Genomic DNA, 15,543 nt, shown 5'->3' with positions numbered 1-15,543 from the left:
CACTTGACTCCGTATCTATGTACGGAGTTTATCCTATTCTCGTGTAAAACCAATTGGAATCACTATGACGATCGGAACGAAAGGCACTCTGGCCGCTGGGGTATTGGCGGCGCTTGGCGCATCCGCATGCTGCGCCGGCCCGCTCGTCCTGCTGATGCTTGGCGTCGGCGGTGGTTGGGCGTCGCGCCTTATCGCATTTGAGCTGTACAGTCCTTATTTCACCGGCCTGACGCTGCTGCTTCTCGGCCTGGCCTTCTACAATCTCTATGTGCGTCGACGCGCTTGCGCGCCGGGTGACGCGTGCGCTGCAGATCGAGTCATCAGGAACCAACGCATCCTGTACTGGCTCGTTACGTTGCCAGTGATACTGCTGCTGGCATTTCCCTTGTATGCCCCGCTGTTCTATTGAAAGGATATTCTATGCGCATCCCCACCTTCATTTTCTCGCTGCTACTGGCTGGATCGGTTTTCGCCAGTTCGCCGAAAACCGTCACCCTCCATGTCCAGAATATGACTTGTCCGGCATGCCCGATCACCGTCAAAAAAGCGCTGGAGCAGGTTCCAGGTGTGAATGATGTGAAGATCGATTTCGAGCACAAGACCGCAACGGTGCATCTGGATGCGGACAAGGCCAATATCGCGCTGCTGACCAAGTCAACCACCGATGCGGGCTTCCCGTCCACGGTCGGGAAGTAACGCCATGGCCGAGGCAATTCTCACATCGACCCTGTCCTGCCCGCACTGCGGACTAAGCAAGCAGGAAGTCATGCCTACCGATGCGTGCCAGTTCTATTATGAATGTACGGGCTGCGCCATCGTGTTGAGGCCGAAGGCCGGCGACTGTTGCGTCTTCTGTTCATACGGCACAGTGAAATGTCCGCCAATCCAACTGCAGCGTGGGTGCTGCGGCTAACCAGCCGCTGAATGGACTGCTACTGATCGACATAAACACGCAAAAACAATTAATTTGACTCAAAAACGATTACAAAACGGTCATTTTCTCAAAAAACGATTATATAATTGTCATTCTGGCATTTCTCATAGGCGGATGCTCAGTGGGTCTGTCTTTGAGGTTGCTGGGGTGGCTGCGATCTTGTCGAGGTAGGCCCGCAAGTGCTCGTCGATTTGCTCCTGGGCCTGAACCTTGGCGTTGGCCTGCGCGAGCATGAACTCCAGCTCGCTGATCTGCGCCTTCAGCGGCGCCATACCGTTGTTGGCGTCCCTCAGCTGTTCAGCCAGCAATTCCGACTCGGCAATTTTTCTGGCAAGTCGGCGCTCGGTATCGAGGGTCGGCCGGGATTCCTGTAAAAATTCCCAAAATTTGATCTAAGTTTCTGTTTTTAAAGAATATTAATTCTGATTTTTGTTGCAATATCTCTTCATTTAGACTGGCGGCCGGCTGTCCAGACCAATCTCTACCTCTACTCTGAGGCGGGTGGTCGGTCCAGTGAATGCAGATAACCCCGCAATTCCTCACTGATGCCTTGGCTCGCTTCGGCTCTAGCGTTAGCTTGGACCAAGGACAATTCGAGTTCACGGAATCGGGTTTTCAGTCCCCCCATCTCCATGCCCAATTCTGCCACCTGTCCCAGCAATACCTCATTCTCAGTCACTTTGGCGGCAAGTTGTCGTTCCAGGTCTTTGGCGTGCTGCTGCCCCGCATGAAGCTGCTCGATCTTTTGATCTTGCCGGCGGCCGAGCGCTTGTTGCTCGTAAAGCGCCTGTTTGTAGTGTGACAGCTCGGCAACCAACTTAGCGCCTTCCTGGTTCAATCGAGTCGCTTCTTCCTGTTTGAGCACCACGGCTTGTTGCTGTTGCCGTAGCTCTGCTTGCAGTTGCTGTATCTGCTGTTCATGGCGCCGCTGGTCCTGATCGCGCTGTTCCTTGACTGACTGACGATAGTGCTCCAGGGAGTCGCGCGCATGGGCATGCTTTTCCTCCAGCGACCGCCGGTGCGCCTCATTTTCGACCAGGCGCTCTTGCAAATCGGCCACCTGCTGCTGCGTTGTGTGGCGCAAGATGGTCTCATTTTGCAGACTGGAACGAGTTTGGGTATGCGTCCGTATTTCCTCGATGCCGTCATCCCTGGCCTGGCGCAATTGCTGTTGTAGCGCCGCCAGTTCTTTCTCATAGTTGTTCACGGCCGCGGCATGGTCGCGCTCCTGCTCGGCGTTCCGAGACTCGATAGCCGAGGTCCGTTCGTCGGCTTCTTCATGCAGTCGCGCGGCCAGTCGAACCACAATATCATGCAAGGCATCGCTGATCGGCGCCTTGCGCCCGTCGCCAGAGCCTTCTTCCGTCTCCAGTTCTTTCAGATATTTGTGGATGGTGGTCTTGGACCCCGTGTTGCCTAAGGCAACGCGGACAGCGTCGACCGAGGGGTAGCGCCCTTGGGCCAGCAACGCATCGCGCGCTTTTTTGATATCAGATTGATACAGTCCGGCGCGGGCCATGGCGTCTCCACGAAATAAGATGATGGATTACATACCATGTAATTACATACCATTTTTCGAGAAATTCAAGCTCAAATTTTCCTTGAAATTGAAGCAGGATAATATAAGGTTATCCTGTGTCAGACCTGCTTTCGTGCCATTTTGGCCGCGTGTGTTGTACATTTGCCGATAGCGCCAGACATAATTGGTTACGCCGCTCGCTACGATCTACACGCCGGCGTTACCCGCCCGCTTTTTCTCCCTTGTCATGCCATGTCTAATATCGACCTCTTTCTGCAGGCCGCCACGCGCGAGAACACGCGAAAAAGCTATCAAAGCGCGATCCGCGACTTTGAAGTGGAATGGGGTGGTTTTTTGCCGGCGACGTCCGATAGCGTGGCACGCTACCTGGCCGATCGTGCCGGCAAACATGTCGTCAACACCCTGCGTCAGCGATTGGCCGCATTAGCTCAGTGGCATCTCGACCAAGGCTTTCCAGACCCAACCAAAGCTCCGGTAGTACGCCAGGTCTTGCGCGGTATCCAGACGCTGCATCCAGCCGAGGAAAAGCGGGCAAAACCATTTCTGATCGATCAACTCATGCTGGTCGAGCACTGGTTGACGGCCAACGTCGACGCCGCGCAATCCCAGGGAGAAATGGGCACCGAGCTGCGGTACCGCCGCAACAAAGCGTTGTTTCTGCTTGGTTTCTGGCGCGGGTTTCGCGGCGACGAGTTGACGCGCCTGCAAATTGAGCATGTTCACATCACGCAAGGTGAAGGGATGACTTGCTTCTTGCCGCGCACCAAAGGTGATCGCCAGTTCAAGGGCGGCAACTTCAAGGTGCCGTTGCTATCGCGCCTGTGCCCGGTCAGCGCTTATGAGGAATGGATCGCTGCGGCGAGATTGACGGCTGGACCGGTGTTTCGTGCCATTGATCGCTGGGGCAACATCAGCGATAACGGACTAAACATCGATAGCCTGGTACCGCTCCTGCGTAATATCCTGCAGGAAGCCGGCGTTGATGCGCCTGAGTTGTACAGCGCTCACTCGCTGCGGCGCGGCTTTGCCAGCTGGGCAACAGCCAATGGATGGGATCTCAAAACGCTAATGGAGCACGTGGGCTGGAAAAACGCCCAGTCCGCCATCCGCTACATCGACAGTGAAGATCCCTTTAACCGGCACCGCATCGAGCAAAATCTGCGTCCTCCTGAGAGCAAGTGATCGCACATCTGCGGCTGTACCGAAGGCGCGTATCCACTGAGCACCTTATGCAGGGCCGATTCGAATGAAGTGATGGGTTTGGTAAAGGCCATCAGCCTGAGCCTCGATCTGATGCGTAAACCTGCCGCCCACGACCGATACTGCTCAGTCAGTTCGGCTATCCGCACCGAGTTATTGCCCATATGGGGGGTATCTCAGAAAACGAAAAATTAAGCACGTGAAGCCCTGGCTTGCTCAGATGGCTGACTGTTCGGCACTTACAACATGGCAATTGCAATTGCCCAACCCTTGCAAAATGCCGCATGCCTGCACAGGGCGAGCACCTGAACACTGTTCGCGCAGAACAAGCAGGTATTGCCTCAACTGCAACAACGCTTCCACACGTACTTCCACTTGCTGGATATGGGTGTCCAGTAGCACATTAACCTCGCCACAATCCTGCGTTGGGTTGTCTCTCAGACCTAACAACGCCCGAATCTCGCTCAACGTCATGTCGAGCGAGCGGCAATGACGAATGAATTGCAAGCGCTCAATGTGAGCATCGCCGTACAGCCGGAAGTTACCACCGCTTCGCGCCGGCTTCGGCAGCAGCCCTTCCTTTTCGTAGTAGCGGATGGTCACAGCCACGCACCCAGAGCGCTTGGCGAGATCGCCAATTCTGATTTCCATGCCTCAATCTCCATTTATTACTTGACTCTATAGTGACTATAGGGATTTTAATTGAGATTGTATAGAACATTTGAAGGAGTTATCCATGAGCGAATGCGCTTCAAAGGGGTGTGGCTGCACAACTGAGCCGATCATCCAACCCACGACACAAGTCCCGCAGACAACCGAATCGGCTCAAGCGGTGTATCGCATCGAGAACATGGATTGCCCCACGGAAGAGGCGTTGATTCGAGGCAAGCTGGGCGGGCTGCCCGGCGTAGTCGGACTCGACTTCAACTTGATGCAGCGCACTTTAGCCGTGCGGCACGAATTGCCCTCGCTATCTTCCGTTGAGCAAGCGCTGACGGCCATCGGTATGCAAGCCGTGCGCATGGATCAGGCATCGACCGAAAAAAAGACCAAGCTGTCCATCGCCAAGATGGATTGCCCGACCGAAGAAGCGTTGATCCGCAACAAGCTCGGCACCGTGGCTGGGGTTGCCGATCTCGATTTCAACCTGATGCAGCGCACGCTGTCGGTACGCCATGCTGACCAAGCTCTACCTGACGTGCTCGCGGCTCTGCAAACGCTTGGATTTGAGGCGCAGGTGATGGACACGACCGAGGCCGCACCATCCACTTCTCCTTTGACCGCGCCAACCAACTGGTGGCCGCTGGGCATCTCGTTGGTAACTGCATCGGCGGCCGAGGCGGTCTACTGGTTCCACAATGGCAATCATTGGTCGGTCGTCGCTTTGGCCCTGGTCGCAGTCTTCACGGGCGGCCTCTCCACCTACAAGAAGGGTTGGATTGCGCTCAAGAACCGTAACCTCAACATGAACGCTCTGATGTCGATTGCCGTCACGGGTGCCATGTTGATCGGTCACTGGCCCGAAGCGGCTATGGTGATGGTGCTCTTCGCGCTGGCCGAAGTGATCGAAGCCAAGTCATTGGATCGCGCCCGCAACGCAATCCGTGGCCTGCTCGACCTGACCCCGGAACTGGCCACGGTGCAACAGATTGACGGTACATGGAGGGAGGTGAGTGCAAAGCAAATTGCCATTGAAAGCCGCGTCCGGGTCAAGCCGGGTGAGCGCATCGCCCTTGATGGTGAGGTGCTGGAAGGCCGCTCTGCCGTAAACCAAGCCCCGATCACGGGTGAAAGCCTCCCGGTCGAAAAGGCCCCCGGTGATTCGGTGTTCGCTGGCACCATAAACGAATCCGGTTCATTCGAGTACCGCGTCACCGCTGTAGCCAGCCACTCCACACTAGCCCGCATCATTCACGCGGTTGAGGCTGCTCAGGGGAGCCGTGCACCAACCCAACGTTTTGTCGATCAGTTCGCCCGCTGGTACACACCCATTGTGTTTGGCGTTGCCATCGCCGTTGCGTTGTTGCCGCCGCTGTTCATGGGTGCGGCATGGCTCGACTGGATCTACCGTGCATTGGTTCTGTTGGTGGTCGCCTGCCCATGCGCACTAGTAATCTCTACACCGGTCAGCATTGTCAGCGGCTTGGCCGCTGCCGCCCGCCACGGCATTCTCATCAAGGGCGGCGTCTATCTGGAAGAAGGCCGCAAGCTGCGCTGGCTGGCTTTGGACAAGACCGGCACGATCACACACGGCAAGCCCGCACAGACCGATTTCGTCGCATGGGGCAATACACTCGCCTTGGACAGCCGCAGCATCGCTGCCAGTCTGGCTGCCCGCTCCGACCATCCTGTATCCAAAGCGGTGGCACAGGCCGCGCAGACTGATGCAGTTGCCCTATTCGACGTAGCCGAGTTCAGCGCGTTGCCCGGTCGGGGTGTGCAAGGTAAAATCAACGGGGAGACCTACCATCTTGGCAACCACCGGATGCTCGAAGAGCTGGGACAGAGCACTCCAGAGCTGGGACAGCGCATCGCTGCGCTGGAAACCGCGGGCAAGACCGTCGTGATGTTGGTAGGCGCAAAGGAGGTACATGCCTTATTCGCCGTAGCGGACACCATCAAGGACAGCAGCAGGAACGCCATTGCAGAGCTGCATGCACTGGGCATCAAAACCATGATGCTGACCGGCGATAACCCCCATACGGCACAGGCCATTGCCGCACAAGCCGGAATCGACCGTGCGCAAGGCAACCTGCTCCCAGACGACAAACTGCGCGAAGTTGAGAAACTTGCCAGAAACGGCAAGGTTGGCATGGTCGGTGATGGCATCAATGATGCCCCGGCCTTGGCACGAGCGGACATCGGCTTTGCAATGGGGGCTGCTGGCACGGATACCGCAATCGAGACCGCCGATGTGGCTCTGATGGACGACAACCTGCGCAAGATTCCGACGTTCGTGCGCCTGTCGCGTGCGACGGCGCAGGTGCTGATGCAAAACATTGTACTGGCCCTTGGCATCAAGGCAGTGTTTCTGGTGCTTACCTTCACGGGTCACGCGACCATGTGGATGGCTGTGTTTGCTGATATGGGGGCTAGCTTGCTCGTCGTTGGCAATGGCCTGAGGCTGTTGCGCAGATGAGCTGGAAATTCTTTCTCTATGACTGGGGTGGCCTGAACATCGCGTTGTTTCAAGCCATCAACACGGGTACACCAGCCACGCTGGGGCAGCTAGCGTGGTTCTTCAGCCTCGTGGGGAGTTACTGGACAGCGCCGCTGATGATGCTGGGTTTGTGGCGGTGGTCGAAGTTGGCCATCAACCCGGCGCGTGGCGCGGTCGTTCTGCGCCGCCTTATTGGATTTAGCGCGGCCGTCTTGCTGGCTTTCCTGGTCACCACCGTCTTGAAGCTATGGCTTGACTTTCCACGCCCGCCTGCCGTTCTCGGCGACCTGGTACGCGTCATCGGTGAGATTGAGCAGCACTACAGCCTGCCCAGCGGGCATGCTACCTATGGCGCGCTGGTGGGCGGCGCGCTCTGGCCTTTGATGGGCCGTCGTGGCCACATCGGTTTAATGCTGTACGCCATGCTGGTCGGCTGGTCGCGCATCGCAGCCGGAATGCACTTTCCAGCCGATGTGCTGGCGGGGTGGGTATTAGGATTAAGTTGCTCGGCGCTCACCGGGCGGCTGACCCTGCTGGCTGCCCCTGTGTGGCAATTGCCTCGCCGCACATCGACTTGGATCTGGTTTGCAATGGCCGCCAGCGCTGTCATGACCGATCAGCTCGCGAAGTTCGCCATCACCCGCACGTTTGCCTACGGTGAGCAGGTCGAAGTCACCACCTTCTTCAACTTTGTCCATGTTCTGAATCCCGGCGCGGCATTCAGCTTCTTGGCGAATGCCGGCGGCTGGCAACGTTACTTCTTCATCACGCTGGGTCTGGCCGTTTCTGTTTGGCTGGGACGCATGCTGTGCCAGCAACGGCCACGGCTTGAAGCGGCGGGCTACAGCCTGATTCTTGGTGGTGCGCTTGGCAATGTCGCGGATCGCGTGTTGCGTGGACAGGTTGTTGATTTCCTCGACTTCCATTGGCGGCTCGCGCACTGGCCCGCCTTCAATGTCGCCGATGTGGCAATTTCTGCCGGAGCCGTCTGCTTGCTTTTGGTAGTTGTAATCCAAAGAGGTGTAACCGCAGAAGGCGAATTGTCCGGTTGAGCTATACCCTGCGGCCGGAACTGGATGCAATGCTGGCTCACCAGAACCGTCTGCTCAAGATTGCCCGCGAGGGCGGCCAGATGACGCCTGCCGACCTGGCTAAGTTATCGAGGGCATGGCCACCGTCACCGACGAAATCATCGACCTGCACGACCGCATTATGGGCAAGCTGTTTAATGCTGCCCAGAACAAGCATCAGCAGCAGTTCCAGGCGTCCAGCATGGCGATCAATGCCAAGGCGCGCCTGTGCGGACGCATCGGCCAGGTGCTGGTTGACGCCAAACAGTCGGGCCGCGACCCATTCGCCGCCATTGAGGCCGTCATGTCCTGGGATGCCTTCGTCGATCAGTCCTTCCTCGGTCGGGCAATCCATATTTTCGATGTGATATGTCGCGCGACTTTGGTCTGCAAGCGAGGAGGTCATCATTGACGTCGATGATGTCACCGCACAACCGCAACTTGTTGATTCGTTTTTGTCTTCAAAGAACTCCTTTATTCATGTTTCCCTAGTGTACTGAGTTGGAAATTCGTTGATGATTAAATGTGTTGAAATCGCATGGAGACAAGGAACAAAGCACAGCTAGGCCGGGGCCTGGCGCGCATTTGTGACGCAGTATCGGAGCGATTCTCGGCATATTTATTCAACGAATTTTTAACTCGGGACACTAGCGTTATTTTGCAGGGTTAGCGCTGATGACTGTTTCAGAGAGAATACCGGAAAAGCGTTACTCTCTAGGCTAGGCCAGTGTACGCCACTCGGCGCATGCTATCGAAGGTGACCAGCTTGGTGGCTTGGGCTACTTTTTGTCCCGAGTGAGAGGCGTTTCGGGGGAACTGTCAGGCGAAACACTACCCGACAGGATCTGTATTACTTCCGGCACGTTCCCGTCCTTGCAGTATTGTGGGGATATTTCGACCTTGTCGTAAAGCTCAGGCTTGATCGATGAAGGCACATGCGCGCTGAGATATTCGCCGTGGCGGCCGTGGGGAACCTTGATTCCTATATAAGTTCCGGCAGCGATCTGCGCTGATGTCAATGACGTAAGACAGCGCGGCGGGGATACGCGTAAATTCTCAACGGTGTAGATTTCGCTAACATAGCCGGCTCGGCTGTTGGGACCCAATCCCGGATCTGTCGCACATCCTGTTAGAGTTAGAACCGCAGCCGTCAATGCCGATGCTACCAATGCAAATATGTGAGTTTTCATCGCAGTCTATTTCCATGAAAGTGAGGTCACCTCGTCACTAGCCAACTTTAGTGGCGCTTTGAATGTCGTTGATGAAGACCCATCCTGTGCTGGGCTGCGCAGCCTGAATAATGAGCTGCTGCAGCGACTCAGCCAAGCCGTCGTCACAAATGAGTTCCAACTTTATTTCCGCCACTACCGGCTCGGCAAGCTCGACGGAATAGTGTTGCTGGTGCGGGTCCGCACTGGTGTACAGTCTTTGCACAGTTGAGACTGTCAGGTGATAGCAACCGATACCCGAAGTGATATCGCACATTCCGGAGTCACGCAATGCCTCGGTCACTGCGGTGATGTGATGAGGATGTACAAAAGCGTTAATCTGTTTCATGTCATGCTCCGCTAAGGGATGCCGCCCGTTGGGGCGGCAAATGGTCGATTAAGTCGCCGAAAGAGCTTTACGTTGCTTGCGATTCTCCACCCACTCGTAGAGCAGCGGAAGTAGTAAGAGGGTCAACGCCGTCGAAGTGAATAGACCGCCAACAACAACGGTGGCCAGCGGTCGCTGTGTCTCGGCCCCGACTCCGCTCGACAACAGCATCGGTACCAGACCAAAAATCGCGATCGATGCGGTCATCAGGACCGGTCGCAAACGCAATGCCGCTCCTTGCCGCACCGCGTCGCGAATCGACATGCCTTGTTCGCGCTGGTCATTCAGGAAGGTGACCAGGACTATGCCATTGAGCATGGCAACGCCAAAGACCGCGATGAATCCGATCGCCGACGGCACGGACAGGTATTGTCCCGTGATGAACAGGCCCACCACACCGCCGATTGTCGCGAAGGGCACGTTGGCGATGATGAGCGTGGCGTAGGTGAGTGAATTGAAAGCTGTGTAGAGCAAAATAAAGATCAGGCCGATGGTCAAGGGAACGATGATGGCCAGTTTGGTCATCGCTCGTTGCTGATTCTCGAAGGCACCGCCCCACTCGATCACATAGCCCTCCGGAAGCTTGACCTGTTGAGCGATTTTTGCGCTGGCTTCCTTCACGAAGCTATCTACGTCCCGGCCTTTGACGTCCATCTGGATGACCGCATAGCGCTGCAGCTGTTCCCGGCGGACGAACGAATAGCCTTCGTCGAGTTCGATTGTCGCCACATCCGACAGGGGCACCAGGGCGCCGCTCTCGGTGCGAATCGGGATGGCACTGATGCTTTGGACGCTGTTGCGAAATTCTGGCGCCAACCACACCTGGATGTCGAAGCGTCTGGTGCCCTCGATCACCGTGGACACGGCCTTGCCGCCGATACCTGCCTGGACCACATCGAGGATGTCATTGGCGTTGATCCCGTAGCGCGCTGCGGCGTCCCGGTTCACATTAATGACCAATTGCGGCTTACCCTTGTTTGCTTCGAGCGACAGATCCGCTACGCCAGGAACTTTGTCAAGTACGCCCTTGAGCTGGCCGGATAGCCGGTCCAGCGTGTTCAGGTCCTCACCATACAGCTTCAATGCCAACGTGGCGCGTACGCCTGAAATCAGCTCTTCTACGCGCATCTGGATCGGTTGGGTCGCCGAAATCACCGATGAAGGTGCGGCCTTTTCGAGCTTCTCCTGCATCGTTTTTGCCAACGTCGGCACGTTGATCTTCTCGGGCCAGGTGGCTTGCGGTTTCAGATTCACCAGCAATTCCATGTAGTTCACGTCTGCCGTATCACCTTTTTCGGCCCGTCCAATCATCGCAATGGCCGAGTCAGTTTGGGGGAACGTTTTCAGCGTCTTTTCCAGTTGCTGGGAGATGCGGATCGATTCGTCGAGCGAGGTTGATGGGATGCTGCTTACTCGGAACATGATCGTGCCTTCCTGCAAAGAAGGCATGAACTCCTTGCCCAGAAAAGGAACCAATGCAAAGGACGCGAGCAGCGCCACGACCGCTACGCTGACGACGAGCTTTTTTCGTTCCAGTGCCCAATCCAGCAATGGCAGATAGAGTCGCTTTGCATGCCGAACAACAAAGGTATCCTTCTCTTGCTTAGGTTTCAGAATCAGCGCCGACAATACGGGCACCAGCGTCAGTGTCAGTACCAGTGAACCGATCATGGCAAAGGTGATGGCCAATGCCATCGGCTTGAACATCTTGCCCTCCAATCCGGTCAGGGAGAACAAGGGCAGGAAGACGACAATGATGATCAGGATGGCAAACGCAACGGGGTTCATCACTTCGCGCGCCGCCTCAAGGATGATGTGGGTCTTGTTGACGGACTTGCCGCCTTGATGGGACAGCAAACGAAATCCATTCTCGACCAGCACGACCGCGCCGTCGACCATCATGCCGATCCCCACCGCCAAGCCGGCAAGCGACATCAAGTTCGCTGAGAGACCCCATTGCTTCATCAGGATGAAGCTGATGAGCATTGCCAACGGCAAGGTGACGATAACGACTAGGGCGGACCGGATTTCACCCAGAAACAGGAACAGAATGAGTGCAACCAGAATCGACCCTTCAATCAAAGCGCGTTCCGCCGTGGCGACTGCCTTGTCAACCAATTCGGTACGGTCATAAATGGGCTTAATCGACACGCCTTTGGGCAGCCCTTGTTGAACGACCTTGAGTTTCTCCTTCACCCCTTCAACGACAACCTTGGCATTTTCCCCGATGCGCTGCAGCGCCGTGCCAAGCACGACTTCTTTGCCATCCTTTGTTACGGCACCTGAGCGCAGGGAGGGACCTTCCTTGACCTCGGCGATATCTCGCACATAGACCGGCGTACCGTTGCGGGTCGCCAGTACCACACTGCCAATGTCTTTCACACTAGCGACCAGACCCAGGCCGCGCACCAGATATTGCTCTTGTCCGATGTTCAAATACTGCCCGCCGACCTGGCGGTTATTGGCCGTTAACGTTTCCATGACGGCTTTGAGGCTGATGCCATATTTGATTAACTGATTCGGATTGATCAGCACCTGATACTGCTTTTCATCACCGCCCCAGGATGTCACGTCATCTACGCCAGCCGCCGTGCGCAGTTTGAGCCGCACATTCCAGTCTTGCAGCGTTCGCAAGTCCATTGTCGACATGCTTTGATCAGCCGATTCGACGGTATACCAGAAGACCTGTCCCAGTCCTGAGCTATTGGCACCGAGTGTCGGCTCCCCATACCCTTCCGGTATCCGCTGTTTCGCTTCCAGCAATTTTTCGCTGACCAGTCGCCGCGCGAAATAGGTATCGACGTCATCCTTGAAATTGACACTCACATAGGACAACCCAAACAGCGAGACTGACCGAATCGCCTCCACACCGGCGAGACCAGCCATGCTCGTTTCGATCGGCGTGGTCAGCAGTTTCTCGACATCTTCGGCAGCCAGTCCTGGCGATTCCGTGTAGATATTGACCTGAACCGGGGTGACGTCGGGGAAAGCATCAACCGGCAGATCGCGCCAGGTCTTTATCCCAAAAAGAATAACAATCACGAACGCAACAATGACCAGCACCTTGTAGCGCAGCGATACATCAACAATGGTATTTAGCATAGTGGCCCCTTAATCAGCGTCGCCGATTTGCGACTTGAGCATCTTGGCCTTCAATGCATAGGCACCAGAAGTCACCACTTTTTCGCCTGGCTTGATACCCGACTTCAACACCACGTTTCCACGTAGCTTTTCGCCCAGGTCGACCGCGCGCGCCTCGAAGCCATCGTCCTCGCGCACAAATGCAGTAGGTTGTCCTTGAATTAGTACGACGGCCTGTTCGGGAAGCAGCAGCTTCTTGCTCCCACCTCCCGCCATGATCGCCGCTGTAGCGAACATGTCCAATTTCAGCTTCCCGTCTGGATTAGGAACCTCTACTCTGGCTTTGATTGTGCGCGTCTCCTTGTCCATTAGGCTGCTGATATAAGAGACCTTTCCTGTAAAGCTCTCACCGGGGTAAGCGGTCAAGGTAATGAGTGCCGCTGCGCCGGTCTTGACTCTCGCAATATCCTTCTCGTACAGGTTGACATCAATCCAAACACTGGAGAGGTCCGCTATGGCATAGAGGACCTTATCCGGCTGCGCAAGCTCACCGAGCACCGCTTTTTTTTCCACCACCGTGCCGGCAAACGGCGCGGAGACAGCAAATACAGAGGTGCCGCTTGTGGACGCCTGGTGCCCGGCGACTCCCAAGGTCTGACGCCTATCTTCCGCTGCGCGCAACACGGCCTTGGATTTCTCAAAATCTCCCTTGGCACGCAAATAATCCTTTTGTGGGATGATTTGATCGGCAAACAGCTTGTCAGCACGTTCCGCACCGGCCTTTGCCAAAGCATGTTCGCTGACCGCCTGTATGAATGCAGACTGAGCTTCTCCCACTTCAATGCTGTCGATCAACGCTAGCGTTTGACCCGACCGCACATTGTCTCCCAGATTGCCTATTACTTTGACTAGCCGACCTGCGACTCTCGGCGCGACGTGGGCAAACCGGTCTTGATTGGCACCGATCGATGCTGTCACTTCGATTTGCTCACTGACCTCTTTTTCTTGTAATGGGGCGATGGAGATGTCCGCAGCTTGAATCTCTTCAGCGGAAAGCTGTAGCTTTCCCTTTTCATGTTCGGCGCTTTCTGCCGATTTCCCTTTCTCGCTCGCCGAGTCGGCTCGCTGTCCAGCAGGCTGTTCTTGTTTAGCGGCGGTCGGTGTCGAGGATTGCCCTTTGCCGCAACCGGCGAGGGCCGCTACCAAGAGGAGCGCGCAGGCGCAACGCCATTGGAGTGAGGTCATGGATATTTTTCCGTCAGAATGTTTGGAGTTGGAGTGAATCTCTGGGCTCATCTTGGTGCCCCGGTATCGAGCCATCCGGCTGCCTGCTGCAGAGCAATACGTGTCATCCGCAGTTCGGTTTCGGCATCGATCAGGTCGCGCCGTCCATCGAGTACTTGGCGGTTTACGAGAAGGAGTTGCATCAATCCGATCTCGCCTGCCTGCAGACTCTTGAGCGACAGGCGCTGGTTTTCTTCAAGAGCGGGAAGCGCGGACAGACGCAAAGCGTTCATCCGTACAATTTGGCTCTGTAGTTTTTGCCACATCGCGTTGATGTCCGCTCCTGTGTCGCGAATAGCGCTTTGCCGCTCGATCTGTGCCTGCGTCAGATCAGTACTTGCACGCCCGATTCCGCTGGCGTTATTTCGAAATAGTGGCAACGGCAGTGACAGTGTCAATCGGGTAATCCGTTCGCGGGCATCACTAGCGCCTTCACGGGCGGTCGAAATTCCCATTGTCACGTCCGGGTAACGCGCCGCGTGCTCAAGAGAGAGGCGATGTGTCGCCGCCTGTTCGCGGTGATCGAGTACTCGCAGCTGAGGACGGTTTGCGCTTTGCTCTAGCAATTTTTCCAGTGTGTAGTCGGGCGTCGGAACATCCAGCAAACCTATCGCTTCGGGAAGCTGGCCGGGTGGCAACTGGAGGATCGTGCCCAATTCTGCACGGGCTTGTATCACCTGTTCTTGCAATGAGCCGATTTGATTTCTGGCACGAACCGCTTCGACTTGGGCCAAGTTGCCATCGAGACGGCTATCCTCGCCGGCCGTCACCCGTTTCTTGATTGCCAATGCGGTATCTTCAATGGTCTTCAGCGAGCTCTGTTCCGTTGCCGCACGTTCCTGCAGCGACAGCACTTGGACGAACCGGCGTTCTACTTCACCGCGCAACCGGAGCCGCGCCTCCTCAATCGATGCATCGAGCGCATCAAGTTCCTGTCGGGCCGCTTGGCGCCGATAACCTTGTTGGCCCGCGATTTCGACGGTTTGGGCGATGCCCACCATCCACTCGCGTTGAATGTCGGATGTCAAGCCAGCTTGGGGCACAGTGCGCCGAGTGCGTTCCAATGACAATTCCGGATTGTTACGTAGCAGGCCGCGCGCATCTGCCGCTTCGCCTTCGACCGCCGCCCGCTGTGCTAGCGCACGGCGCAGATCTGGGTTCTGTTGTTCAGCACGCAGAAACGCCTGTTCGAGCGAGAGCGAGGTTCCGGACGTCATGGCAGTAACGGCGGTTTGATCAACTGAGATTTGTATCACCCGTTCACTGGCATGGGCAGCAACGGGAATGACTAGTAGTGCCGCAAAGAGCGGCAGCATAACGACTTGCATCGAATTCTCCAACAAAACGAGGAATATTCGGCGAGAGGTCGCAATAGCGCCAACTAAAGTGTGCGCTTAGAACAGAACGCCCCCGCCAGCTCAGCTGGCGGCAGGCCATTTAGGCCGTATTGGCCCATCGGGAATGTGCGATTGGTATGCCGTGGCATCGGATAAAACGGACACAAAGTCTTGTTCTACCGGAATTAATGAATTGAAGGAGTACGCTGGTGTAGCGGCGGCAAAATTACAAAACAGGTGGCAACCTGGGCAGCAACTACGTTGATATTTGTTGGCAGTTTTCTGAGTGGGCTTATCAACGGTGGAGCGTTGTCCTGCGTTTTCAGACGCAGCCTGCGAAA

General features: G+C 56.1%; 13 protein-coding genes and 1 pseudogene. 7 read left to right on the top strand and 7 right to left on the bottom strand.

Annotation, left to right across the window (positions count from 1 at the left end; genetic code table 11):
* The first annotated feature begins 64 nt into the window (after window positions 1-64).
* From ACP7DW_RS22795 to ACP7DW_RS22785, 3 genes are read left to right on the top strand one after another with little or no spacing between them, the layout of a single operon-like run.
* On the top strand, window positions 65-409 hold the full coding sequence (locus ACP7DW_RS22795; RefSeq protein ID WP_101481276.1) for a mercuric transporter MerT family protein: 345 nt from the start codon (window positions 65-67) through the stop codon (window positions 407-409).
* Window positions 410-420: 11 nt separating this feature from the next.
* A complete protein-coding gene (merP, locus tag ACP7DW_RS22790; RefSeq protein WP_071080211.1) occupies window positions 421-696 on the top strand; it encodes a mercury resistance system periplasmic binding protein MerP in 276 nt (91 codons plus the stop codon).
* A gap of 4 nt (window positions 697-700) precedes the next feature.
* Window positions 701-913 carry a GDCCVxC domain-containing (seleno)protein gene (locus tag ACP7DW_RS22785; RefSeq protein WP_081344990.1) on the top strand — a complete coding sequence of 71 codons (213 nt, stop codon included), beginning with the start codon at window positions 701-703 and terminating at the stop codon, window positions 911-913.
* 125 nt (window positions 914-1,038) lie between these two features.
* Here ACP7DW_RS22785 and ACP7DW_RS22780 read toward each other — a convergent pair whose 3' ends face one another.
* Both ACP7DW_RS22780 and ACP7DW_RS22775 read right to left on the bottom strand, forming a co-directional pair.
* Window positions 1,039-1,242, bottom strand: coding sequence for a hypothetical protein (locus tag ACP7DW_RS22780; RefSeq protein ID WP_071080212.1), 204 nt, complete (start codon window positions 1,240-1,242; stop codon window positions 1,039-1,041).
* A gap of 179 nt (window positions 1,243-1,421) precedes the next feature.
* Window positions 1,422-2,453, bottom strand: coding sequence for a DNA-binding protein (locus ACP7DW_RS22775; protein WP_071080213.1), 1,032 nt, complete (start codon window positions 2,451-2,453; stop codon window positions 1,422-1,424).
* Window positions 2,454-2,705: 252 nt separating this feature from the next.
* Between ACP7DW_RS22775 and ACP7DW_RS22770 the strand changes: the two genes are divergently transcribed.
* Window positions 2,706-3,656, top strand: coding sequence for a site-specific integrase (locus ACP7DW_RS22770; RefSeq protein ID WP_071080214.1), 951 nt, complete (start codon window positions 2,706-2,708; stop codon window positions 3,654-3,656).
* A 234-nt stretch (window positions 3,657-3,890) separates the two neighbouring features.
* Here the strand turns inward: ACP7DW_RS22770 and cadR are convergent, their stop codons facing one another.
* Window positions 3,891-4,325 carry a Cd(II)/Pb(II)-responsive transcriptional regulator gene (gene cadR, locus ACP7DW_RS22765; RefSeq protein WP_071080215.1) on the bottom strand — a complete coding sequence of 145 codons (435 nt, stop codon included), beginning with the start codon at window positions 4,323-4,325 and terminating at the stop codon, window positions 3,891-3,893.
* Window positions 4,326-4,410: 85 nt separating this feature from the next.
* Between cadR and ACP7DW_RS22760 the strand changes: the two genes are divergently transcribed.
* The 3 genes and pseudogenes from ACP7DW_RS22760 to ACP7DW_RS22750 all read left to right on the top strand — a co-directional run.
* Complete coding sequence (locus ACP7DW_RS22760) at window positions 4,411-6,813, top strand: heavy metal translocating P-type ATPase (protein ID WP_071080216.1); 2,403 nt, start codon at window positions 4,411-4,413, stop codon at window positions 6,811-6,813.
* Window positions 6,810-7,886, top strand: coding sequence for a signal peptidase II (lspA, locus tag ACP7DW_RS22755; protein WP_071080217.1), 1,077 nt, complete (start codon window positions 6,810-6,812; stop codon window positions 7,884-7,886). The genes ACP7DW_RS22760 and lspA overlap by 4 nt, the downstream gene beginning before the upstream one ends.
* Window positions 7,887-7,918: 32 nt before the next feature.
* A pseudogene (locus ACP7DW_RS22750) lies at window positions 7,919-8,232 on the top strand (Tn3 family transposase); the annotation flags it as partial.
* Between the two features lie 899 nt (window positions 8,233-9,131).
* Here ACP7DW_RS22750 and ACP7DW_RS22745 read toward each other — a convergent pair.
* From ACP7DW_RS22745 to ACP7DW_RS22730, 4 genes are read right to left on the bottom strand one after another with little or no spacing between them, the layout of a single operon-like run.
* A complete protein-coding gene (locus tag ACP7DW_RS22745; RefSeq protein WP_071080219.1) occupies window positions 9,132-9,461 on the bottom strand; it encodes a P-II family nitrogen regulator in 330 nt (109 codons plus the stop codon).
* A gap of 48 nt (window positions 9,462-9,509) precedes the next feature.
* Window positions 9,510-12,602, bottom strand: a complete 3,093-nt coding sequence (locus ACP7DW_RS22740) for an efflux RND transporter permease subunit (protein WP_071080220.1) — start codon at window positions 12,600-12,602, stop codon at window positions 9,510-9,512.
* A 9-nt stretch (window positions 12,603-12,611) separates the two neighbouring features.
* A complete protein-coding gene (locus tag ACP7DW_RS22735) occupies window positions 12,612-13,826 on the bottom strand; it encodes an efflux RND transporter periplasmic adaptor subunit (RefSeq protein WP_071080542.1) in 1,215 nt (404 codons plus the stop codon).
* A gap of 47 nt (window positions 13,827-13,873) precedes the next feature.
* Window positions 13,874-15,193: a TolC family protein gene (locus ACP7DW_RS22730; RefSeq protein ID WP_101481277.1), complete on the bottom strand. Its 1,320-nt coding sequence runs from the start codon at window positions 15,191-15,193 to the stop codon at window positions 13,874-13,876.
* Window positions 15,194-15,543: the final 350 nt, after the last annotated feature.

The sequence above is a fragment of the Janthinobacterium sp. PSRC1-1 genome, from assembly GCF_049897525.1.
GTDB lineage: Bacteria > Pseudomonadota > Gammaproteobacteria > Burkholderiales > Burkholderiaceae_D > Janthinobacterium > Janthinobacterium tructae.
Note: the sequence above shows the minus strand (reverse complement) of the source record. Positions and strands in the feature narration are given on the sequence as shown.